This window comes from Tahibacter harae (assembly GCF_024437735.1).
In the GTDB taxonomy this organism is placed as follows: Bacteria; Pseudomonadota; Gammaproteobacteria; order Xanthomonadales; family Rhodanobacteraceae; genus Tahibacter; species Tahibacter harae.
In genome coordinates this window covers 15,928-38,530 of sequence record NZ_JANFQO010000003.1, presented here as the reverse complement: position 1 = coordinate 38,530, position 22,603 = coordinate 15,928, and the positions used below count along the sequence as shown (strand labels likewise).

The following is a 22,603-nucleotide window of genomic DNA, read 5'->3' as shown; positions in this document are numbered from 1 at the left end:
CGTGACCACCGACTACAAGAACACCATCAACCTGCCCGAAACCAGCTTTGCCATGAAGGCCGACCTGGCCAAGCGCGAACCCGCCATGCTGGCCGAGTGGGAGGCGCGCGGGCGCTATCGGCAGATCCAGCAGAAGACGGCGGACCGCGAGCGCATCTTCGTGCTGCACGACGGCCCGCCCTACGCCAACGGCGTGATTCATCTGGGCCATGCGCTGAACAAGATCCTCAAGGACATGGTGGTCAAGTCCAAGCTGATGGCCGGCTACCGCTCGCCCTACGTGCCGGGCTGGGATTGCCACGGCCTGCCCATCGAGATCGCGGTGGAGAAGAAGATCGGCAAGGTCGGGCAGAAGGTCGATGCGGTCACCTTCCGCCAGAAATGCCGCGAATACGCCAGCGAGCAGATCGACCTGCAGCGCGCCGATTTCAAGCGCCTGGGCGTGATCGGCGACTGGGAAAACCCGTATCGCACCATGGACGCCAAGTTCGAGGCCGACATGGTGCGCGCGCTCGCGACCATCTATGCCAACGGCCATGTGACGCGCGGCTTCAAGCCGGTGCACTGGTGCTTCGACTGCGGCTCGGCCCTGGCCGAGGCGGAGATCGAATACCACGACAAGACCTCTCCGGCGATCGACGTGGCCTACGACGCCATCGACAAGGAAGCCGTGCTCGCCGCATTCATCGGGCCGCGCAGCAGCGGCGATGCGCTGTGGCAGCAGTTCGACGATCTCATCGTCGCCGTGCCGATCTGGACCACCACGCCGTGGACGCTGCCGGCCAGCCTCGCGGTCACGCTGGGCCCGGAACTGGAATACCGCCTGATCGAAGCACCGGCGCGCGGCGGCCGGCGTGTGCTGGCGGTGGTCGCCGCTGCTCTGGCCGACCGCGTCGCCGTGCGTTACGGCAGCGCCGTCGACGGCGCCGCGCGCAGCTTCGGCCAGGCCGTGACCGGCAATGCGCTGGAGCATCAGCGGCTGCAGCATCCGTTCTATGACGAGCGCCAGGTACAGGTGCTGGTCGGCGATCACGTATCGGCCGAGGACGGCACCGGCGCGGTGCATACCGCTCCCGGCCATGGCGTGGAAGACTTCGCCGTCGGCCAGAAATATGGACTGGTGGAAAAGTACAGTCCGGCCGTACTCAATCCGGTCGGCGGCAACGGCGTCTACCTGCCGGGCACGCCGCTGGTCGAAGGCCAGTTCATCTGGAAGGCCAACGACTCCATCATCGAGCTGCTGCGCGAGCGCGGCCGCCTGCTGGTCGCCACCAGGATCGAACACAGCTATCCGCACTGCTGGCGCCACCGCACCCCGGTCGCGTTCCGCGCCACGCCGCAGTGGTTCATCAGCATGGAAAAGGCCGGCCTGCGCGCCGATGCGCTGGCCGCGATCAAGCGCGTGCGCTGGATCCCGGGCTGGGGCGAGGAACGCATCACCAGCATGATCGCCGGCCGGCCGGACTGGTGCATCTCGCGCCAGCGCACCTGGGGCGTGCCCATCACCCTGATCGTGGACAAGAACACCCAGTTGCCGCATCCGCGCAGCGTGGAGCTGTTCGAGCAGATCGCCCGGCGCATGGAGACCGGCGGCATCGACGCCTGGTTCGCGCTGGATATCGCCGAGCTGATCGGCGACGAAGCCGCGCAGTACGAGAAGGTCAGCGATGTGCTCGATGTCTGGTTCGACTCGGGCACCACCCACCGTGCCGTGCTGGCGGAGCGTCCGGAACTGGCCACGCCGGGGCCGGACGACAAGGTCATGTACCTGGAAGGCTCGGACCAGCACCGCGGCTGGTTCCATTCCTCGCTGCTCACGTCCACGGCGATGTACCGCCATGCGCCGTACAACGAGGTGCTCACCCACGGCTTCACCGTGGATGAGAAGGGCCGCAAGATGTCCAAGTCGCTGGGCAACGGCGTCGAGCCCCAGGACGTGATGCGCAACTATGGCGCCGACATCCTGCGCCTGTGGGTGGCCTCGACCGACTATCGCAACGAAATGTCGATGTCGAACGAGATCCTCAAGCGCGTCGCCGACGCCTATCGCCGCATCCGCAATACCGCGCGCTTCCTGCTGGGCAACCTGCACGGCTTCGACCCGGCCCGGCATCTGGTCCCGGTCGAGGAATCGCTGCTGCTGGACCAGTGGGCGGTGCAGCAGGCGCATGACGCGCAGCAGGCGATCGTTGCCGCGTACGAGCGCTACGACTATCCCGAGATCGTGCAGCGCCTGCAGAACTTCTGCACCAACGAGATGGGCGCGCTGTATCTGGACATCACCAAGGACCGCCTCTACACCATGCCGACGGCCAGCCACGGCCGGCGTTCGGCGCAGAGTGCGATGTACCGCATCCTGGAAGCCCTGGTGCGCTGGCTGGCGCCGGTGCTGAGCTTCACCGCCGAGGAAATCTGGGCGGCCATGCCCGGTGCGCGCGACGAGTCGGTGCTGTTCGAGACCTTCTACCAGGGGCTGGCCGCGACCCAGTCCTCGCCGCAGCAGCGCCAGTGGTGGAGCGATCTGCTCGCGATCCGCTCGGCCACGTCCCGCGTGCTGGAAGGCATGCGCGTGCTTGGCGTGATCGGCGCCTCGCTGGAGGCCGAAGTCACGATCTACGTCGATATCGACGAGCGCGAGCGTTTCGCCGAAGTCGCCGACGAACTGCGCTTCGGCTTCATCACCTCCGGCCTGACCCTGGCCGCGCTGCGCGACCGGCCGGTGTATGACGTGGTCGCCGCACGCCTGGGCTTCGAGGCCTTCGTCGACGACGAGGCCAACCCGCGCCAGCTCGCCGCCAGGGCCGACGTGGCCGAGCACGAGGTCTGGGTGGTGGCCAAGGCCAGCAGCGCGCTCAAGTGCATACGCTGCTGGCATTACCGCAGCGACGTGGGCAGCCATGCCGAGCATCCGGAGATCTGCGCGCGCTGCGTGGAGAACGTCGCCGGCGCCGGCGAACAGCGGCGTTATTTCTGATGGCGGCCTCGCTGTCTTCCGCGCCGCGCGCCAGTGCGCTGAGCTGGCTGGCGCTGTCGCTGGTGCTGATCGTGCTGGACCAGTGGACCAAGCACATCGTGCTCGGCGCGCTGCACGAAGGCGTGCCGGTGCCGGTGATCCCGGGTTTCCTGAACTGGCTGCTGGCCTACAACACCGGTGCGGCCTTCAGCTTCCTGGCCGACGCCGGCGGCTGGCAGCGCTGGGGCTTCAGCGTGCTGGCCGTGGTGATCAGCGCGGTACTTACCGGCTGGCTGGCGCGCACGCCGCGCGGCGACTGGCTCACCGCGCTGCCGCTGGCCCTGGTCATCGGCGGCGCCATCGGCAACCTCATCGACCGCCTGCGCTTCGGCCATGTGGTTGATTTCATCCAGGTCTATCACCAGGACTGGGCTTTCCCGGCGTTCAACGTCGCCGATTCCGCCATTTCCGTGGGCGCGGTACTGCTGGCCCTGGCCAGCCTGCGCAGTGGGAAAGGGGAGGGCGAGCGGCGATAATCCGGGCCTGTCCTGCGGATCCGTCCTGCCCATGGAAGTACTGCTTGCCAACCCGCGCGGTTTCTGCGCCGGCGTAGACCGCGCGATCGAGATTGTCGAACGCGCCCTGGAAGTGTTCGGCGCGCCGATCTACGTGCGCCACGAGGTGGTGCACAACCGCTTCGTGGTGGAGGGGCTGCGCGCCCGCGGCGCCATCTTCGTCGATGAACTGGACGAGGTTCCCGACGGCGCCACCGTGATCTTCAGCGCCCACGGCGTCTCCAAGGCCGTGCGCGCCGAGGCCGACCGGCGCGGCCTGCGCGTGTTCGACGCGACCTGTCCGCTGGTGACCAAGGTACATATCGAGGTCTCCAGTCACTGCAAGGCCGGCCGCGACGTGGTGCTGATCGGCCATGCCGGCCATCCCGAGGTCGAAGGCACCCTGGGCCAGTGGAACAGCGCCGGCGCCCAGGGCGAGATCTACCTGGTCGAGACCCCGGAAGACGTCGCCAGCCTGCGCCCGCGCAGCCCCGAGCACATCGCCTACGTGACCCAGACCACCCTGTCGGTGGACGATACCCGCGCCGTGATCGAGGCCCTGCGCACGCACTTCCCCAAGGTGCTGGGACCGCGCCACGACGACATCTGCTACGCCACCCAGAACCGCCAGGACGCCGTGCGCGTGCTGGGCCAGCAGTGCGACCTCGTGCTGGTGGTGGGCTCGGTCAACAGCTCCAACTCCAACCGCCTGCGCGAACTGGCCGAGAAGCAGGGCGTGCCGGCCTATCTGATCGACAGCGCCGACGACATCCGCCACGAATGGCTGGCCGGACGCGAGCGCATCGGCGTCACCGCCGGCGCCTCGGCACCGGAAAAGCTGGTCAACGACGTCATCGCCGACCTGCGCCGGCGCGGTGCCGGGCGGGTGTCGGAGCTCGAAGGCGTGGCCGAGCTGGTGCGCTTCGCCCTGCCCAAGGAACTGCGCATCGTGGTGCTGCCGGGCTGAGGGAAAACCCCGCAGGAACAGGGCATTGCCCTTTCCGTCTGTCCGACAATCCCTACCAATCGCTGCCACGCTCGTTGTCAGTCTCTTAACGTCTGGGTAGTTTGCCGAGATAGCCGGCAAGCTGACGAGGTGTGTCATGACGACTGAACAACACGGGCGCCGCCTCAAGCGCCCGCCGCCCCGCCGCAGCCGGGGCTTCACCCTGGTGGAGCTGATCATCACGATGGCCATTGTGGCCATCCTGGCCGCGGTGGCCATGCCCAGCTTCCGCGAGTTGCGCATCCGCACCAACATCACCCAGACCACCAACGACCTCATCATCGACCTGAACACGGCCCGGGCCGAGGCCGTCAAGCGCGGCTATCCGGTGGCCGTGATCGCCAAGCCCGGCGGCTGGGCGGCGGGCTGGCAGGTGCAGTCGGACAACGACATCAACGGCACCTTCGGTAACGCCGGCGATGAACTGCTGCGCGACCACGCCGCCGTGGCCGCCACCTACGACCTGCGCGGCGCGCCCAAGGTCGCGGGCGGTCCTGCCGATCGCGTGATCTTCAATTCCTCCGGCTTCTCCACAAGCGGCGATTTCGATTTCGTGGTCTGCCGCCCGGATACCAACAACGACCAGAACCGGGCCGTCCTGATCCAGACCGCCGGCATCGTCAGCAATCGGCGCAAACCGCTGGGCCTGGCCGTGGCCTGCAACTGAAGAGCACGGAGTAGCGCGATGACACGTAGCAAGAACCGCGGTTTCAGCCTGCTCGAAGTGCTGATCGCGCTGATGATCTTCAGCGTGGGCCTGCTTGGCCTGGCCGGCCTGATGGTGGTCTCGGTCAAGACCAACAACGGCGCCTACCAGCGCACCCAGGCCGCTTTCCTGGCCCAGTCCATGGTCGACCGCATGCGCGCCAATTCGATGGGCGTCTGGGGCGGCAACTACAACGCGACCGTGCCCGGCGGCAGCAACCCGACCTGCCCCTGCACCGTGGCCCAGCTGGCCCAGCGCGACCTGTACTGGTGGGGCCAGGAACTGACCAATTTCCTGCCCAATCCCGCCGCCACCGTACGCTGCGTCAACAACAACAACGTGGGCGTCAACGACCGGCGCCGGCCGCCGTACAACGGCACCTGCACCATGACGATCACCTGGACCGAGGGCTCGCTGGACCGTGCCGCCACCGGGCCCGGCTCGCAGACCTTCACCTGGGTATTCCAGCCGTGATCCGGAGGCCGACGCACATGAATGGACACGAATCCAAGCCCGCTTCCGGCCGCGGCCAGCGCGGCTACAGCCTGATCGAGCTGATGATCGCGATCACCCTGGGCATGCTGCTCAGCCTGGGCATCGCCACGCTGTTCACCAACACCAACAACACCTACCGTTCGCAGGATGCGATCGCGCGGCTGCAGGAAAACGGCCGCTTCGCGATCAGCCGCATGGTCGACGATATCCGCTCCGGCTTCGCCCAGCCGCTGGCTACGGCAGTGAATGCGAAAACCCAGCAGAGCACGCCCAACGGCATCGTGGTCCCGCCGATGGCGCCGGATGTGTACGTCGCCGATCTGGAAACCTACCTTCCGCGCTGGGCGCCCATTCCCACCGGCACGGTCGTGCGTCCGACCGGCTGGCCGGTAGGCACGATCTATCCCTTCAGTCCGCGCTGGCTGCTGCAGGGTTTCGAATGCTCGGTAACCGGTTCGTCCTGCAATCCCACGGTCCCGAGCTGGGCTCCGCCGGTCGGCACCACCGCGGGCAGCCGCGTGCAGGGCGGTGACGTGCTGACCCTTCGCTTCATTTCCGCCCAGGGCTGGTCCATGGTCCGCGCCGGCGGCTCGTATGCGGCCTGCAACAGCGGCAGGACGACCACCACCGCCATCCACGTCCTTCCGTCGACGGATGAGCCGCCCAACAATTTCGTGCCTGGCGATATCGCCCTGGTGTGGAAGAACGACCGTGGCTTCATCTTCAAGACCGGCGGCACTTCGGGCGTGCTGCTGCCGGTCGACATGGTCCAGCCATCGGTGACCTTGCCCTGCCTCGCGTCGGCGCAGAACGAGTCCATCGTTCTCTACAACCTGTCGCGCGACTTGCGCACCATCACCTATTTCCTGCAGTTGGTCGCCGACCCGAACCCGGACGCCACTCCCGGCCGCGTGGTGCCTACGCTGATGCGGGTGGAAGGCAACAATCCGCCGGAAGCCGTGGCCTCGGGCGTGGAGCGGCTGGATTTCCTCTACGGCGTCGAGGGCCGCGACGGCCGGCTGCGCTTCCTGTCCGCGGACCAGGTGCATTCCGATGAAGGCGCCAACGGCGTGAACTGCAACAACCCGCCGGAGCAGTACGGCGATCTGCCCAAGCCGGCCCCGCCGCTCTCCGCCATGGAGCCGGGTTGCCTGTGGCGTTCGGTCAGGACGATAGAAGTACACCTGCTGCTGAACACCATCAACGACAACCAGGCGCTGCTGACGGCCGACCGTGCCTACCGCTACAGCGTCAACGGCGGCACCGTGACCTATGCCGCGCCGGTGGTGCCGGGCGCCAGCATGCCCAACGGCCTGGTGCCGGGCTACATGATGCGGCGTGAATTCACTGCGCAGGTCACCCTGCGCAACAACATACCTTGACGATTCGAGAGGCTCGCATGAATCGCATATCAAGCACTGGCGGCATTTCGCGGAAAGCACAGCGCGGCGCCGTGCTGTTCGTCGCGCTGATCTTCCTTATCCTGCTGACGCTGCTGGCGGTGGTGGGGATGAACACCTCGCTGCTGCAGGAGCGCATGACCGGCGGCATGCGCAACGCGCATCTGGCCCAGATGGGGGCGGATTCCACCGTGCGCGCCGTCGAATTCCGCCTGTGGAATGCGCCGGCGAACAATGAAAACATCGAGTGCACCTTCAATTCCGACACGGCCTACGGCGTACCGTGCTACTCGCGCGGAGATACCCAGTACTCCGGCTCGAATCCGGTGGGCGCCCTGGTCAACCCGAAGATCCTGCGTTTCCGTGCCGCCCGCACCTACATTTCCCCGTCGATAGACGGCGCGCATGATGCGCCTGCCGACTACTCATCCACTTCCACGCCCGAATCGGCGCGGCTTGCCCAGCGTCCGCGCTATCTCATCGAGGAACTGGGCGAACTGCAGGCGGACATGCCGCACAGCGGTTTCAAGCCGCTGCAGAGCGGCCCCAGCGGCGGCGTGCAACCGTTCAAGGCCTTCCGTATTACCGCCCGTTCCACCGGCGGCACCCAGTCCGTGGTGCGCATGGCCGAAAGTGTCTTCATCACGCAGGTGCAGCCGGCGATCGTCACGCCGTAAGCGGGAGAGAACCAATGCTCAAGCATTTCCTCGACAACAAATCCCTGCCCGCGCTGGCCGCGGCGCTGGCCACCGTACTGGCCGGCCTGAGCGCGCCCACGGCGTTTGCGACGACCGTGGACCTGGGCAGTTCGCCGCCCGACATCAGCAGCGCGGTCAATCCCAACGTGGTGGTCACCTTCGACGACTCGGGCTCCATGGGCGCCACCGCGCTGCCCGATTCCATGTCGGACGACTACAACAAGAAGTACTACTACGATCCGCGTCAGAACCTGATCTATTTTGACCCGTTGAAGGACTATCCGCCGCCGCTGCGGCCGGATGGCACGGCCTTCCCGGATGCGACCTACACCGCCGCCTGGCGCGACGGTATCTGCGCCAACTGGTCCGGCAGCTACTGCTACGGCGCGGCCAACACCAGGAACCTCAGCACCCAGTTCCACCAGAATTTCGCCAACGAGACGTCGACTACCAATCGCCCCAACAGCACGACCACGACCCTGGCGGCCATCCCTACCGGCGTGCGCGGCAGCATCACCGCCGGCTTCTGGTTCGAATGTCCGACCAGCCTCAGTGAAACCGGCTGCGTGATGAAGGTCATAGGTACCGCGGCGGATCCCAAGCCGGCGCCTGCGCCGCCGGCCGTGGCGGTGCCGATTACCACACGCTTCGCCAATTGGTACGCCTATTACCGCACACGCAATCTGATGACGCGCACGGCGCTGTCGCGCGTGTTCGGCGGCACCTCGCTGGACAACAAGGTGCGTGTGATCTGGCAGACCATCAATGCCGACTACGGCAGCACGCCGGCGATCAGGTCCCGCGAGGTGCAGGACCTGACCGGCACCTGGAAGCAGAACTTCTTCAACTGGATGTTCGACGTCACCAATAACGGCGGCACGCCCAACCGCCGCGCCACGATCGAAGCCGGCAAGGTGTTCGAGCGTACCCTGACTTCGAACTACATGAATCCGTACTGGTATCCGCCGCTGGTCGCCGGAGGTACGGGGCGCAGCCTGGAGTGCCGTCAGAACTTCCATATGCTGGTGACCGACGGTTACTGGAACGAAGGCGATCCCGGCCTGCCTACCCCCTACCTCAAGGTGTCCGACAGCTTTACCTTGCCCGACGGCAAGGCCTACGCGCCGGGCACTGCCGACACCAAGGTCTATTCCAACGTAGGCAACTACGACTCGTCGATAGCCAACATCGGCTTCAACTACTGGGCGCGCGACCTGCAGCCCAGCCTGGATAACAAGGTGCCGGCGTTCTACACGGACCGCACTGCGCCCAGCGGCGTGGTGGTGCCGCCGACGGATCCCGGTTCGGTCGCCGCAGTGTACTGGAATCCGGCCAACGATCCGGCCACCTGGCAGCACGTGGTGCAGTACATGGTGACCCTGGGCATCGCCGGCAATCTCAGCTTCCCCGGCGACTACGCCGCGCTGCGCGCGGGCACCAAGGCCTGGCCGACGCCGTCGAACAACTCGCCGCCGGCGGTGGACGATACCTGGCACGCGGCGGTCAATTCGCGCGGCGAATATTTCAGCGCGAAGAATCCGACCGAGCTGGTCGACCAGATGACGACCATCCTCACCAGCATCCTTACCCGCCGCGGCGGCTCCACCAGCCCGGCGGTCAGTACCGGCGTGCTCACGTCCAATACCTTGGCTTTCTCGGCCGGCTACGATTCGGCCGACTGGTCCGGCTTCCTGCTGGGTCAGGAAATCCTGTCCGACGGTACGCTGCTGTCGCCGCCGAAATGGGATGCAAGCTGCCGCCTGACCGGCGGGCCGTGCGCGTCCACCGGCAACAGTACCAACGCCGCGCCGAATCCGACGCCGGCGAACCGCGTCATCCTCACTTCCGATTCCACGGTGGGCAGCGGCAAGCCTTTCCGGTGGAGTGCGCTGAGCGCAGTACAGCAGGCCGCGCTGCAGCTGATCTCCCTGCCCAGCACCCTGGATACGCGCGGGGCCGAGCGTGTCGACTACCTGCGCGGCGTGCGCACTTCCGAATCGCTGGCAGGCGCGCAGGCGCTGCGCAAGCGCGGTTCCGTGCTTGGCGCGGTGGTCAACGCGCAACCGCGCTTCTACGGCCCGGTCGAGGGGACCTTCACCGACGATTTCCCGGTCGGCTCGCCGGAATACAACGCCGCCACCAGTGGCACCGGCGGCAAGTTCTCCGATTTCCGCCGCGCCCAGCTTTCGCGCAAGCCCCGCGTCTACATGGCCGCCAACGACGGCATGCTGCACGCATTCGATGCCAGCGACGGTCCTGACGGCGGCCTGGAGAAGTGGGCCTTCGTGCCGAACACGCTGATCATGAACGGCAAGATGAAGAAGTTGACCGAGCCGGCCATTGGCCTGCTGCCGACGGTCGACGACCGTCCGGTCATCGGCGAGGTGTTCCGCAACGGCTCCTGGCGCTCGCTGCTGGTCGGTTCGCTGCGTTTCGGCGGCCGCGGCATCTATGCGCTGGATATCACCAGCCCCGATGCTACGGAAGCCAACGCGGCCAGCAAGGTGCTGTGGGAATTCAACAATCTGTCCCCGGGCGGTGCCAACCTGGGCTATACCTACGACAGCGCCAATGTTGCGCGCCTGCGCAACGGCAAGTGGGTGGTGCTGGTGTCCAGCGGCTATTTCCCGGCGGTCGGCCCCGATTCAACGGCGCCGGCGGCCCTGCTGGACCGCACTTCGCTGTTCGTCATCGACCTAGAAACCGGCCTGCTGCTGCGTGAAATCCAGACTCCCGCCGGCGTGCGCAGCTACGGCCTGTCCGGCCCCGAAGTGGTCGGCTACGGCAATGGCGAGTTCCGCAACGTGGATGACTTTGCCGTTGCCGGCGATCTCGCCGGCAACCTCTGGCGCTTCGATCTGACCGACGCCAGCCCGGCCAACTGGTCCGTCGACCTGATGTTCTCGACCTACGACAACGTCGCGGCCGATGTCGGCAAGCAACCGATCACGGTCACTCCGATTGCGTTCGGCGACAAGCGCAGCACGGTAGGCAAAGGCGCGATCCTGGTGTTCGGCACCGGCAAGTATCTCGGCGACAGCGACCGCCTGGCAGCCGGCACGCCGACCCAGTCTTATTACGGCATCAAGGACATGGGCAAGGGCATGACGCGCATCACCAAGGCCGAGCTGGTGGAGCAGACCATGGTCCGGCTGCCCTCGGGCACGCGCACGCTGACTAACCTTCCGGTGCCGGGATCTTCCAAGGGCTGGCGCTTCAATTTCCCGGTGCTCGGCGAGCGCAACGTGGTCACGCTGACGCCGGTGTTCGCCAACGGCACGGCGATTTTCTCCACCGTCATTCCTGCCGGCGACAACCCCTGCGATCCGGCGCGTACCGGCGCGATCATTGTCGTCGACGCGCAGAACGGCACTGGTCCCGGCACCTTGCTCAACGAGGCCTTTGGTGGTGCCAGTGCAACTGCAAACGCGGCGGGCAAGGATGTCGCGAATCCGCCGGCTGCCGGCGCGCTCGGTGCAGTGACGGCGATCGGTGGCGGCGCCTATACAGCCCTCGGCCTGACCGATGCCGCGGGCAACCCGATCAGCCTGAACGTGATTCCGGTCTGGCGCCGCGGTTCCTGGCGCGAAGCGCTGGATTTCAACAACTAGCGCCAGCTTCAATGCGCCGGGATGGGAACGCAAACCGCTTGCGTTCCCGTCCCTCCGGCGTGATAAAACGCTCAATCAAGTTGCAAGGGGACAGCTCGTGAAACGGAAAGCCATCGCAGGATTCACGCTGATCGAAGTGCTGGTCGTCGTGGCGATCATCGCCATCCTGGCGGCGATCGCCGTGCCGAACTACACGCGCTACACCCAGCGCGCGCGGCGCGCCGAAGCGCGCGATCTGCTGATGCGCGTCGCCGCGGCGCAGGAGCGCTACTACACCAACTTCAACAATTACGCCGCCAGCGTGACTGGCGCCCCGCCGGCTGGGCTGGGCTTCAGCAATGCCTTGTCCGAGCAGGGCTTCTATCGGGCCGCCATTGTCCTCGGCCCGGGCAACCAGACCTATACGCTGAGCGCGGCTCCCGTCGCCGGTACGCCGCAGGCGGTGGACAAGTGCGCCACCCTGACGCTGACCGGCGCCGGCGTGAAAGGAACCATCGGCGGCAACGAGAGCAACGGCAAGTGCTGGTAACCGCAAGCGGCTGGCCAGCTTGCCCGGCGGCCGCCTAGTCACTATACTGCGCGGCCTTCCGCCGACGTAGCTCAGTTGGTAGAGCAACTGATTCGTAATCAGTAGGTCGGAAGTTCGATTCTTCTCGTCGGCACCAGGTTGACCGGGGCGCGCGGACTCCGTAAAGTCCGCGTCCCTTCGGGCGGTTAGCTCAGCGGTAGAGCACTGCTTTCACACGGCAGGGGTCACAGGTTCAAATCCTGTACCGCCCACCAGATTCAGTGTGCAGACAAAGGCCCTGGAAACCGGGCCTTTGTCGTTTTGCGCCTGCTTGAACCAGCGGCGCGGTCCGGTGGCGTCCAGACGGGCAAGCAGCCGCGGGCCATTCTTGTCCGCTTGCGTGCCGAGCTTTCCGGCCGCGTTGGCGTGCCCAGCTACGCAAATCCGTCAGAGCGGCGCCGGGGTATTTCCAGGTTGGTCGAGCCCTCGCGGGGAAGGGTCGCGCGTGCTATGTCGCGGCGACTTGGACACTGCGGGGTTCGCACGGGCACGAATCGGGAATCTGTTCCGGGCCTTCGCGTGCGCGTGCTGCATCATTTGTCCATGTTTCCATTTGATGCATTTGTCGGCAGCTGTAAGCATCGTGCTGAACCGGGCCGCATCGGCCGGGTATTCGTCATATGGAAAGCGCGGCAGACCGGAGGGAGCTGCGCGATCTGGCGGTTGCCGCGCGACAGGATGAAACCCTGACGGCCCTCATCCGCGGGCATGTCAAACGCGGCCGCAGACCGAAGATCGTTCCGCTTGCGCGGCGATGCGGCGCCCCGGGCAGCCCGCGCCGCTTGTGCGTCGATTCCAGATGCAATGTCAGCGCTCGCGCGGCGGTCGGCCGCGACAGCTATGTCGACGTTTGCCGCCGGAGAAGAAGCCGCGGCTTCGGCCTCGGCATGCCGAGGCAGACCATACTGCAGGAACAGACGAATGCTCGTTCCGATAGCGGGCGGATTGGCCGATACGCCTCGGAAATACGGTGACGTGCCTGCGCAGTTGCCGCACCGGATTGCGCCGCGCTCTCTACATCGTGGCTGTCTGCGAAAACAGAACACACCGAGTGGTGCAATCGCAGATCCGCGTGCCGCAACCGGTTCTTCGTGTTATCGCTGCGTGAACGTTGCACCTTCGTTGCACGGCACTTGCCCGCTGCACGTGATCGGTGCCGCGCAACCTAAAAATTTCTTCACGCGCGATCGGAAACTCCCCTGACTGTCGTCACATGCGCGCGGCTGTGGTTTTGAGCGAAAAGATTGCTGTTCGCCGTTACGGCAGAAAGGGAGCAGGACGTGCTGCGATGGCATGGAAGGACAGGCCGGTCCGCGGGGGCGGATCGTGCCGTGTCCGTCCAGCAATACAGCGTGGTGCTGGAGGGCACTCCGCTGGATGGTGATGATGTCGCGGCGGTGCATGTGCGCCTGTCGCAGGATGGTTGGGCGCTGGAACTGGTCAACTCTGTCATCGTCCACGGCATCTGGCCCGGACGCGGCCAGTTGTGGCCGCCGGATCCGCAGGCGTGCATCAGTCTGCAGGCGGGCGAGCCCGATGGCGCGGGGCGGATACGGCAGCGCCGTCTGCTGGTGCACAGCAGCCTGTCGCGTGAAGAAGTCCGCTATCGCCTGCTGGTGGCCTTGTCCGAGGATCGCCTGATCGCCGTGGAACTGCCGCAAGAGCACGGCTGAACAATCGCGCGGTCCGGCCGGGGAAGAAACCTGCTGACTGGCGAAGCGCTGAACTGCTGACGGCGACGGTTTCCGCCGTTGGCAGACCCGCTTTGGATAGTCCGCTATGGAACGCGGTCGCTGCAGATGGTGCCGGGCCGTCTCCTCATCACCTTGCACCGCCCCAGTCGCACCGCAATCGCGTTGGTATGCACCATCCGGAGCCGGCCCGGCCAGGGCGCTGCGCCGGTTCCGCCATCCCGCTTGGCGTCCTGCCGCCAGCATGATCCTGTTTGCCCCGCAGTGACGATTGAAGCTATGTGGCATCGCTGCTTCAGCGCAGCGGCGCGGCGGCTCTGTCGCGTCTGCTTCGGCCGGCATTGACCGCAGCCGGCCGGCGACGGCGCGCCGCCCGGCACGCACCATGCAAGCAGCGCAAAGCAATTGCAGTGCGGCAGATTCCGCTGCGACGGAAAGTTTTTCTCTGTGTACTTGAATGCCTGAATGAACAAGTACACAGCGGGAAAAGCCCGTACAATCGGCGGCTTGATCCAGGGGGTTAGGTCCGATGTACTTCGAGATCCAGCGGGTGGCCGCCGTAGTGCGGCGGGCAGCGGAGGCACAGTCCCGGGGCGGTGCGGCGGCCAATGAATCGGCGGCGTGGCGGGCTGAGCTGGGGCTGGTTCTTTCGGAATTCCAGCCGGAAGCCATTCCGCCCGGCCTGCGCTCTCCGCTGGCGGCGGGCACGGTGCTGGGGCCGGATGCGGCTTACTGGGCGCGCGAAGTGCTGGACTGGCTGGCCAGCGAATGCCGGCGGGATACCTTGCTGTAGGGATTCGGGATTGGAGATTCGGCAGGCGCATGGGGCTCCGTTTCCCGGTGCTGCGTTGCTCTGTGCCGATTTCGTAAAGTCTTGCCGTTTTCTGGAATCCCGCGCCGGGCGGTATCCGATTCTGGTTTCTCTTGGCCGCCAATCCCGGCCACAGACTCTCGCGGCGCGGAACGGGTCGAATATCGACGCCTGCATACCGGCCTCCGGTTGCGTCCATCCCGGATCACCAGTCCCGCCCTCAAAACTCCACACTGAGCTGGACGAGATCCCGATACTCCCCAGGCTGCACCCATTGTCCCGGCGGCAGCAGCGCATGGACCGGCGCACGCACGCCACTGTTGCGCCCGTCGCCGGGCTTGGGCGCCAGTTCCAGCGGCGCGCCGTCCCACCAGGGACGCTGTAGATCCGCATCCTGGAAAAGTGAATAACGCATCGCCATACCGCCGCCTTGCAGCTGGCGCTGTGCCGGGCCGGACAGCCGCAGCCGCACTTGTGGCGCCAATGTGCTGTCGTCGCCCTGGCTGCAGGAAATCGCGATCTCGCCGCGGGTCAGGCTGGGCCGGGCGCGGGCCGGATCGTAGGCGCCGAAATTCACCGGGACCACATCGACGCGGCAGCTCTGGCCCAGCGCGGCCGGTGTCCACAACAGCAGTGCGAGCCAGGCTGCTCTCCCGGCGGCTGCGCACAGCGTGGCGTAGTTGGCGGCGGGCGTCAGGTGGCACTGGCCGGAGCCGCGCTGCACCGTTTTCATGGCAACTCCGCGCAGCGCCATGTCGTTGACGCGACCGGCACCAGACGGCACTGGCCGAAGGTGCCGCGCAGCTCCCAACGCGCCGAGGCCGTGGCCGCTTCCACATGTACCAGGCCGCCGTAGCCCACGCTCTGGCGGGCTTCGCCGTCGATCAGCAGCAGGCTGCCGGGCGGCGCCGGACGGCCGTCGGGCAGCTGCAGCACCCAGTCCTGCGCGGTATCGCGGCGCACACCGAAGCTGGCCAGGACGCCGCCACCGCGATAGGGCCGCAGCAGCAGCCGGTCCTGCGCCGGTTGCACGTCCGGCGGCAGCTCGCGCGGCTCCAGTGCGATGCGATTGGTTTCGAAGGCGCGCAGCTGCGGCACCAGCAGGCGGCCGCGCCCGTCACTGCGGCCCAGCCATTGATTTTCGCGGTAGATGGACACGTCCACGGCCGGGCCGGCGTCGACCACGGCGAAGGCTTCGCCGAGCTGGCGCGAGGCGTAGACAGCGCCGCCCATCCAGGCCAGCGCGCCTTCGATGCGGGCGCGCCGGGCGTTGCTGCCGGCGGTGTGTTCGGCTTCGACGCTGAGATCCGCCCAGCTCCGCCGCCAGTGCAGGCCGGCGCGCTGCTCGCTGCGCTGCAGCGCGGTTTCGAGGTAGTAGCCGAAGCCTGGTCCGGCCGGCGGCGGCCGCTGCAGGCTGGCGTAGCCGCGCTCGCGTGCGCCGCCGGCATTGCCGTTCAGTGCGAACGCGGTGGCGCCGTCGCCCAGCGGAACCAGCAGGCTGAACAGGATGGCGTCGTCGTCCGGCCGCCCGCTTTCGCGCACGCGCTGCAGGCCCAGCGACAGCCAGGCCTGGCGATGCAGGCGGCGTGACCAGGAAAGGGCGTCCAGGTGCAGCTCGCCTTCCGCATCGTCGCGTTCGATGCGGCTTAGGTTGAACTGGCCGATACGGCTGTCCAGACCCAGTTGCAACTGGGCCTGGCGCTGCGGCAGCGGCTGGCCCTGGCGCACGGCCAGGTCGCAGTAGTCCGCGTCGTTCCACTGGTGGCTGCTGCGCAGGCTGATCAGGCCGCGCTGCCACTCGGTGGAGAAATTCCATTGTGTTCCTTTGCAGCCGCCGCCGTCGCTGCGGCCGGCGGCCAGCTGCACGCTGCCGAGCTGGCCCACGCGCCGCACCAGGCCGGCGCCGGCGATGCGCAGGCCGGCGGCGGCCTGCAGCTGCGCTTCCACGGTCAGTTCATCGCTGACGCCGTAGCGCCCGGCGAACGCGGCGAAGCCGTCGCCGTAATCATCGGAATAGCCGCGGCGCAGCTTGCCGGCGTCGAGGGCGTAGTCGGCCAGGCCGGCGCGCAGCAGCCGCGTGCTGACGAAGAACGGCAGGCGATGCACCTGTTCCCGGCCCAGCGCGTCGGCGACTACCACCAGGGCCTCGCCGCCGCCGGTGAACACCGGCAGGCGCGGTATGGCGAACGGGCCGTCCGGCGTTTCGCTGTGCTGGGTGCGCAGGCCGTTGACGATGACATCGACGGTGGACGGCGCCGCCGCCTGGCCGGCGAAGGCGGGCAAGGGGTAGGTGATGAGGTCCGGCCGCAGGCTGTAGTCGCTGCCCCAGTGCACGCCGCCGAAGTACAGCGCCCGGCTCCAGGCCGGGCCTTGCGTCAGCGCGTCGCCGATGCGCAACTGGGCGGGCCGCTGCGGGAAATCGCTCTGCCACCAGGTTCCGATGCGGCGCCAGCGGCGTGCCTCCGCGCTGTTGTACAGCGCGTCGTGGCTGAAGCTGCCGTAGGGGCCGAACAGGCGCGGTGCCAGGCGCGCGGCGAGATCGGTGTCGCCGCCGTCGCCGCGCAGCAGGTTGATTGCGTAATCCAGGCTGGCGCCGGGTGCCAGCCGCTGCGGCGGCGGCAATTCGTCCGGCGCAGCGTGCAGCATGGTCAGCGGCCGTAGCGCGGCGGCCAGGCGCAGCGACAGCTGTTGGTGCGCTTCGTCCACGCTGGCGCTGAGGCCGTCGATGCTGTCCAGGCGCACCCATTCGCCGGCTGTGGCCGGTGCGGCCAAGCCCAGTTCCTGCAGCAGCCGGCGCGGCGCGTACAGCGCGCCGCCGCTGTGGCGGAACTCTTCCACTTTGCCGGTGGCCTCGCCTTGCAGCAGCACGTCGTAGACCAGGCGTTCGCCGGCGTCCGCTCCGGCCGCGGCGCGCGCGACCAGGCCGAACTCAAGGAGCATCCAGCAGGTCCACGCGCGCATCGATGGGCCCTGCGTCGCTGTCGCCATGGATGCGCAGCGCGCGCACGCGCTGGTCCAGCCAGTCCGGCCGCGGCAGTTGCAGGCTGCGGCGCGTGCCGGGCAGGAGATAGATCAGCCGCGGCACGGGCGGCGTCTGCGCTGTATCGGCCTGGGCCGGCGCCAGGCCCAGGCTGGAAATGCGCACATGGCGATTGCCCTGATTGGCCAGCTCCAGCTGCACGCCGTCGCCGCTGCGCCGCGCCTGCCAGCGCAGATCGGTGCTGGCGGGCTGGGCGCCGGCGACAAACAGCGGAATCATCAGGCGTATCGGCAACTGCACGCCGCCCGCGACCGGCGCGCCGGCGGCGGGCAACTGGTCCACGGCGATGCGGTAGCTCAGTTCAGCGGCCGGCGCTGGATCGCGCCGGTAGATGCGCACGGTCTGGCTGGCGCCGGGCGCGAGGCTGAAGCGCGGCGGGCTGACGATGATCGCGTCGGTGGGCTGGTAGCTGTCCTCGCCGTCGCGTTGGCTCCAGGCCAGCGCGCGCACCTGCACGTCGCCGCGCTGGGCGCCGGGGTTGGTCAGGGTCAGCACTTCGGCCTTGGCCGTAGCGGCGATATCCAGCCGTACCGGCGCGGCGACCAGGCTCATTGCGCCGGCGGCGGTCGGTGCCGGCTGGCCCGGTGCGTTCTGGGTCAGCGCGTTCTGGGCCAGCGCGAGCAACAGCGCGGCGGCTGCGGCGACGCCGGAATTCCTTCCCCTGGGGCGTTCCACGGGAACTCAGTAGAAGACGGTCACGCCGACCGTGTCGAGATAGGCGCCCGGCGCGGAGAACTGGCCCGCTGGAATGCGGCCATAGACAGTGTGGGTGTTCGGCAGCACCGCGCCGGTGCCGGCGACGGTGTCCGTGCCGTCGGTGATGCCCCAGTTCTGGGTATGGGCTGCGTCGCGCCAGAGCGTGTAGTCCAGCGTGTTGACGCCGAAGGACAGCTTGCGCGTGGTCACGGTGGCACCGGTGCCCGCACCGGCGTCCAGCCGCACGTTGTAGGTCGTGCCCAGGGTGCAGGTGACGGTCAGCGTTGCCTGGGCGTCGAGCTGGGCGCCGGAGTAATTGCCGAAGATCAGCGGTGTGGCGACGACGATGCAGGTCGCCAGCACGGTCGCGCTGACCGGCAGGGTCGTGGTGGCGGTGGCGGCCTGGGCGGCGGGCGCGACGCCGGCGGCGGCGAAGGCGAGGGTGAACAAGCCGGTACGGAAGACGTTCATGGAGCCTCCTGCGGCGACAGGTGACGCCGACGACATGCGGCGCCGTAGGTGTTGCATGTGTTTATCTAGCACCGCTTCGTTTACTTGTAAACAAATTTAATCATCCGTTTGCGCGCTTTGTGGTGCGGCATGGATGAGCCTGCTGCGGGCGGAGGAAGTTTTTTTGCGGTAACGGCGGTCGGCCGGGCCGCTGTTGGTCGTTTTGCGACAAGCGAAAGTGAAAAGGAGCGCGTTGAGCGCTCCTTTTTGCGATGTTCACGTAGTCCCCGGTCGCCGGAGCCGCAGCGGTTGCGGCTGGCACCGGCTTTTCCCGCGAACCGATAGGACGCCGTCATTGTCAACCGCCGCCGCAGCGCAGACGGCTGCGCAGCTTGCCCGAGCCGGGCCGGCCTGGTGCGGCTGGCTGGACCCGCCTGCGCCTACAGCCCCGCCAGCCACTCATCGTCCGAGCCTTCGTTGACGCCCTCGAACAGGAAGGTGGACAGGTAGCGCTCGCCGGTGTCCGGCAGCATGGCCAGGATCACCGCGCCGGGCTCGGCCGTGCGCGCGACTTCCAGCGCCGCGGCAAACGTGGCGCCGGCGGAAATGCCGCAGAAGATGCCTTCCTGGGCGGCGAGCCGGCGCGCCGTGTCGCGGGCCAGTACGTCGTCCACCGGCAGCAGGCGCTGGGCCAGCTCGCGCTTGAGCACGGCGGGGACGAAGTCCGGCGTCCAGCCCTGGATCTTGTGCGGCTTCCACTCGTTGCCGGCGAGCATGGCCGCACCCGCGGGCTCGGCCACGACGATCTCCACCTCGGGCCGGGCCAGGCGGATCATCTCGCCGGCACCGGTCAGGGTGCCGCCGGTGCCCCAGCCGGTGACGAAGGCGTCGAGGCGGCGGCCGGCGAAATCCTGCAGGATTTCCGGGCCCGTGGTGCTGCGGTGATAGGCCGGGTTGGCCTCGTTCTCGAACTGGCGTGCGAGGAAGGCGCCGTGTTTCGCGGCGAATTCCTCGGCCCGCCTGACCATGCCGCTGCCGCGCTCGGCGGCCGGAGTAAGGATCACCTTGGCGCCCAGCGCGCGCATGATCTTGCGCCGCTCGATGGAGAAGGTTTCCACCATGAAGGAAACGAACTGGTAGCCCTTGGCCGCGCAGACCATGGCCAGGGCGATGCCGGTATTGCCCGAGGTCGCCTCCACGATCATCTGCCCCGGCTTGAGCAGGCCGCGCGCCTCGGCGTCGAGCACGATGGCCAGGGCCAGGCGGTCCTTGACCGAGGACATGGGATTGAAGGCTTCCAGCTTGACGTACATCTCCACGCCGGGCGGCGCCAGGCGGTTGATGCGCACGATCGGCGTACGGCCTACGGTTTCGAGAATGGACGAATGGATCATGGCGGCGCGCTCGCAGGGTGGACATTGGCCACCCTAAGGCAGGTTGGTGCGCGAGCCAAGGGGCCGGGGTTGGCGATTCGGGATTTGCGGGGCAGGCGTCGCCGCAAGCGTCCAATCGGGCGGCGCCCGAAATCCCCGGCCGCGACGGCACCTGCGCCCGCTTTTTCTTTTAATCCCGAATCCCGAGCCCTGCCCCTCAGGCCAGAATACGCGCCAGCGCCTGCTTGGCCGCCTCGAACGAGAAATGTTTCTGCACGTTGGCCAGGCCGCCGGCCGACAGCGTGTTCCACAGCGCCTCGTCGTGGTACAGGCGGATCACCGCCTCGGCATAGGCCTGCGCATCGGCCGCGACCAGCACATCGCTGCCGGCCTGTACGTGCATGCCTTCGACCGCGGCCGGCGTGGCGACCACGGGCAGGCCGTAGCTCATGGCCATGTTGACCTTGCCCTTGACGCCGGCGCCGTAGCGCAGCGGCGCGACGGAGATGCGGCAGCCGTCCATGTAGGGCTCCAGGTCGGCCACAAAGCCGTGCAGGATCAGCTGTTCGTTCGCGAATTCGCGCAGCGATTCCGGCACCGGCTGGCCGATCACGTGCAGGCGCACCGCGGGCAGGGCGGCGCGCACCTGCGGGAAGATGTCGCGGGCGAACCACAGCATGGCGTCCTCGTTGGGCGGATGCTGGAAGCTGCCGACGAAGACCAGGTCGCGGCGCTCGGCGAAGGGCCGCCGGCAGCCGAACACTTCGTGCACATTGGAAAGAATGTCGACCCGCGCGCGCGGCAGCTCGCGTGCAAGCAGGTCCTTTTCCACCGGGCTGACCACCAGGGTCGCATCGCATTCGCGGATCAGCTTCAGTTCCTGCGCGCGCGTGCGCTCGGCGCGGCGGCGCAGGTCTTCGCTGCCTTCCAGCTCTGCCGCGCGCTGTTCGCGCAGGTAGTGCAGGTCCACCGTGTCGAAGATCAGCCTGGCCTTGGGCGCATACAGCCGCGCCAGGCCCAGGTAATTGATCGCGATGTAGTGGCGCGACAGCAGGATGGCGTCGAACTCGGCGCCGCGCTGGCGGAACAGGCGGATGGGGTCGTTCATGTAGGGCGCGTACAGCGCCTCCACGCCCAGCGCCTGCAGCGCCTCGGTATAGCCCTTCTCGTACAGGCGGTTGTCGGCGAAGAAGGTCACCTGCCAGCCCAGCGCGCGCAGCAGGCGCATCAGGTTCACCATGCGCAGCGAGCCCGAATCCTGGTCCGGCGTCGGCGTGCAGGCGTCGATGATGAGCAGGCGCCTGTTCGCGCGGAAGGTGGCCGCGCGCGGCGCCAGCGCCGCGTCGTCGATGGGCGCGGGCTGCAGCGCCAGTGCATCCTTCCACTTTTCCAGGAATTTCTCGCGGTTGACCACCTGGTAGCGCTTGGTGCCGCTGCCCACGTCGGTGCCGGCGGTGATGCCCTCGAAATGGATCACGGTGGAGCGCGGTTCGTAATACACCTTGAGCCCGGCCGCGCGCACGGCGAAGGCCAGGTCGGTGTCCTCGTAATAGGCCGGCGCGTAGCGCTGGTCGAAGCCGCCCAGGCGCTCGAATAGCGCGCGGCGCAGCAGGATCGCGGCGCCGGAGCAGTAATCGGCCTCGCGGCGGAAGTTGTAGCGCGGGTCGGCCGGATCCTCGAAGCGGCCGAAATTCCAGCCCGAGCCATCGCGGAACACGATGCCGCCGGCTTCCTGCAGGCGGCCGTCCGGATAGACCAGCTTGGATCCGACCAGGCCGGCGTCGGGCTGTTCGGCGAAGCAGCGCAGCAGCGCTTCCAGCCAGTCCGGCGTGACCACCGTGTCGTTGTTGAGGAACAGCACGAACTCGCCCTGCGCCGCCGCGGCGCCGGCATTGCAGGAGCCGACGAAGCCCAGGTTCTGCGCATTGCGGATCACGCGCAGGTTTTCCACCTCGGCCAGACGTTCCTGGGTGTCGTCGCTGGAGCAGTCGTCGACGACGATGACCTCGAAGCTGGCGCTGGCCGCGTGCTGCGCCAGCGACTGCAGGCAGGCCAGGGTGTAGGCGATCTTGTTGTAGACCGGGATGACGATGGACACCTGCGGCTGCGGCCAGCTTGGCAGGCTGATGTCGACCACGTCCTGCTGCGGCTGGCCGGCCACCGGCGCGATCGGCAACGGGCCGCGGCGGAATTCGCGCAGGGCGCGCTGCAGCGTGGCCTTGAGGCCGCGCCGCGCCAGGCTGCCGCGCAGGCGCCGCCACAGGCCCAGGCTGCGCGTGGCCATGAAGCCGGCGCGGGTGCGCAGGTCGCGCAGCTTGCGCATGACGAAGCGCAGCGGCTTGGTCAGGCGCCAGGACCAGCTGGCGTAGGCGCGGTCCAGTTCGCCGCGCATATCCAGCGCCCAGCGTGTGCGTTCCTGGAATTCGCCTTCCAGCGCGGTGAAATCGTCCTGGGTGCGCTTGAGCCATTCGGTGCGCTGTTCGACTTCGCCGTGTACGCGCTCGATCTCGTCCTTGGCCGCGTCCAGCTCGCGCTGGTTGTGGCGCAGGTC

General features: G+C 67.6%; 17 protein-coding genes and 2 tRNA genes. 13 read left to right on the top strand and 6 right to left on the bottom strand.

Annotation, left to right across the window (positions count from 1 at the left end; translation table 11 throughout):
* Nucleotide 1: 1 nt before the first annotated feature.
* The 13 genes from ileS to NM961_RS03510 all read left to right on the top strand — a co-directional run bounded on the left by ileS (nt 2) and on the right by NM961_RS03510 (nt 14,475).
* Entirely contained in the window at nt 2-2,974 is a 2,973-nt protein-coding gene (gene ileS, locus NM961_RS03575) for an isoleucine--tRNA ligase (protein WP_255911363.1), read from the top strand.
* An 11-nt stretch (nt 2,975-2,985) separates the two neighbouring features.
* Nucleotides 2,986-3,489: a signal peptidase II gene (lspA, locus tag NM961_RS03570; protein ID WP_439334195.1), complete on the top strand. Its 504-nt coding sequence runs from the start codon at nt 2,986-2,988 to the stop codon at nt 3,487-3,489.
* Between the two features lie 31 nt (nt 3,490-3,520).
* Nucleotides 3,521-4,474, top strand: coding sequence for a 4-hydroxy-3-methylbut-2-enyl diphosphate reductase (gene ispH / locus NM961_RS03565; protein WP_255911359.1), 954 nt, complete (start codon nt 3,521-3,523; stop codon nt 4,472-4,474).
* Nucleotides 4,475-4,610: 136 nt separating this feature from the next.
* Complete coding sequence (locus NM961_RS03560; RefSeq protein WP_255911357.1) at nt 4,611-5,180, top strand: GspH/FimT family pseudopilin; 570 nt, start codon at nt 4,611-4,613, stop codon at nt 5,178-5,180.
* Between the two features lie 18 nt (nt 5,181-5,198).
* The gene (pilV, locus tag NM961_RS03555; protein ID WP_255911355.1) at nt 5,199-5,693 is read left to right on the top strand and encodes a type IV pilus modification protein PilV; all 495 of its coding nucleotides are present in this window, start codon (nt 5,199-5,201) and stop codon (nt 5,691-5,693) included.
* Between the two features lie 17 nt (nt 5,694-5,710).
* Nucleotides 5,711-7,096, top strand: a complete 1,386-nt coding sequence (locus NM961_RS03550; protein WP_255911353.1) for a PilW family protein — start codon at nt 5,711-5,713, stop codon at nt 7,094-7,096.
* 17 nt (nt 7,097-7,113) lie between these two features.
* Entirely contained in the window at nt 7,114-7,791 is a 678-nt protein-coding gene (locus NM961_RS03545; protein WP_255911351.1) for a pilus assembly PilX family protein, read from the top strand.
* 14 nt (nt 7,792-7,805) lie between these two features.
* The gene (locus tag NM961_RS03540; RefSeq protein WP_255911349.1) at nt 7,806-11,423 is read left to right on the top strand and encodes a pilus assembly protein; all 3,618 of its coding nucleotides are present in this window, start codon (nt 7,806-7,808) and stop codon (nt 11,421-11,423) included.
* A 97-nt stretch (nt 11,424-11,520) separates the two neighbouring features.
* Nucleotides 11,521-11,952, top strand: a complete 432-nt coding sequence (locus tag NM961_RS03530; RefSeq protein WP_343231900.1) for a type IV pilin protein — start codon at nt 11,521-11,523, stop codon at nt 11,950-11,952.
* A 60-nt stretch (nt 11,953-12,012) separates the two neighbouring features.
* Nucleotides 12,013-12,088 (top strand) — tRNA-Thr (locus NM961_RS03525).
* 43 nt (nt 12,089-12,131) lie between these two features.
* Nucleotides 12,132-12,206, top strand: a tRNA-Val gene (locus NM961_RS03520).
* Nucleotides 12,207-13,322: 1,116 nt separating this feature from the next.
* Nucleotides 13,323-13,664: a hypothetical protein gene (locus tag NM961_RS03515; RefSeq protein ID WP_255911347.1), complete on the top strand. Its 342-nt coding sequence runs from the start codon at nt 13,323-13,325 to the stop codon at nt 13,662-13,664.
* Between the two features lie 547 nt (nt 13,665-14,211).
* A complete protein-coding gene (locus NM961_RS03510) occupies nt 14,212-14,475 on the top strand; it encodes a hypothetical protein (protein ID WP_255911345.1) in 264 nt (87 codons plus the stop codon).
* A 238-nt stretch (nt 14,476-14,713) separates the two neighbouring features.
* Here the strand turns inward: NM961_RS03510 and NM961_RS03505 are convergent, their stop codons facing one another.
* The 6 genes from NM961_RS03505 to NM961_RS24355 all read right to left on the bottom strand — a co-directional run bounded on the left by NM961_RS03505 (nt 14,714) and on the right by NM961_RS24355 (nt 22,375).
* Complete coding sequence (locus NM961_RS03505; RefSeq protein ID WP_255911343.1) at nt 14,714-15,226, bottom strand: spore coat protein U domain-containing protein; 513 nt, start codon at nt 15,224-15,226, stop codon at nt 14,714-14,716.
* Nucleotides 15,223-17,433, bottom strand: coding sequence for a fimbria/pilus outer membrane usher protein (locus NM961_RS03500; RefSeq protein ID WP_255911341.1), 2,211 nt, complete (start codon nt 17,431-17,433; stop codon nt 15,223-15,225). Before NM961_RS03500 ends, NM961_RS03505 begins: the two co-directional genes overlap by 4 nt.
* Nucleotides 17,423-18,208, bottom strand: coding sequence for a fimbrial biogenesis chaperone (locus NM961_RS03495; RefSeq protein WP_255911339.1), 786 nt, complete (start codon nt 18,206-18,208; stop codon nt 17,423-17,425). The genes NM961_RS03500 and NM961_RS03495 overlap by 11 nt, the downstream gene beginning before the upstream one ends.
* A gap of 6 nt (nt 18,209-18,214) precedes the next feature.
* Nucleotides 18,215-18,700: a Csu type fimbrial protein gene (locus NM961_RS03490; RefSeq protein WP_255911337.1), complete on the bottom strand. Its 486-nt coding sequence runs from the start codon at nt 18,698-18,700 to the stop codon at nt 18,215-18,217.
* Nucleotides 18,701-19,119: 419 nt separating this feature from the next.
* Complete coding sequence (cysK, locus tag NM961_RS03485) at nt 19,120-20,073, bottom strand: cysteine synthase A (RefSeq protein ID WP_255911335.1); 954 nt, start codon at nt 20,071-20,073, stop codon at nt 19,120-19,122.
* A gap of 196 nt (nt 20,074-20,269) precedes the next feature.
* Nucleotides 20,270-22,375 (bottom strand): glycosyltransferase, encoded by a 2,106-nt coding sequence (locus NM961_RS24355; RefSeq protein WP_439334194.1) that lies wholly within the window; start codon nt 22,373-22,375, stop codon nt 20,270-20,272.
* Nucleotides 22,376-22,603 lie beyond the last annotated feature (228 nt).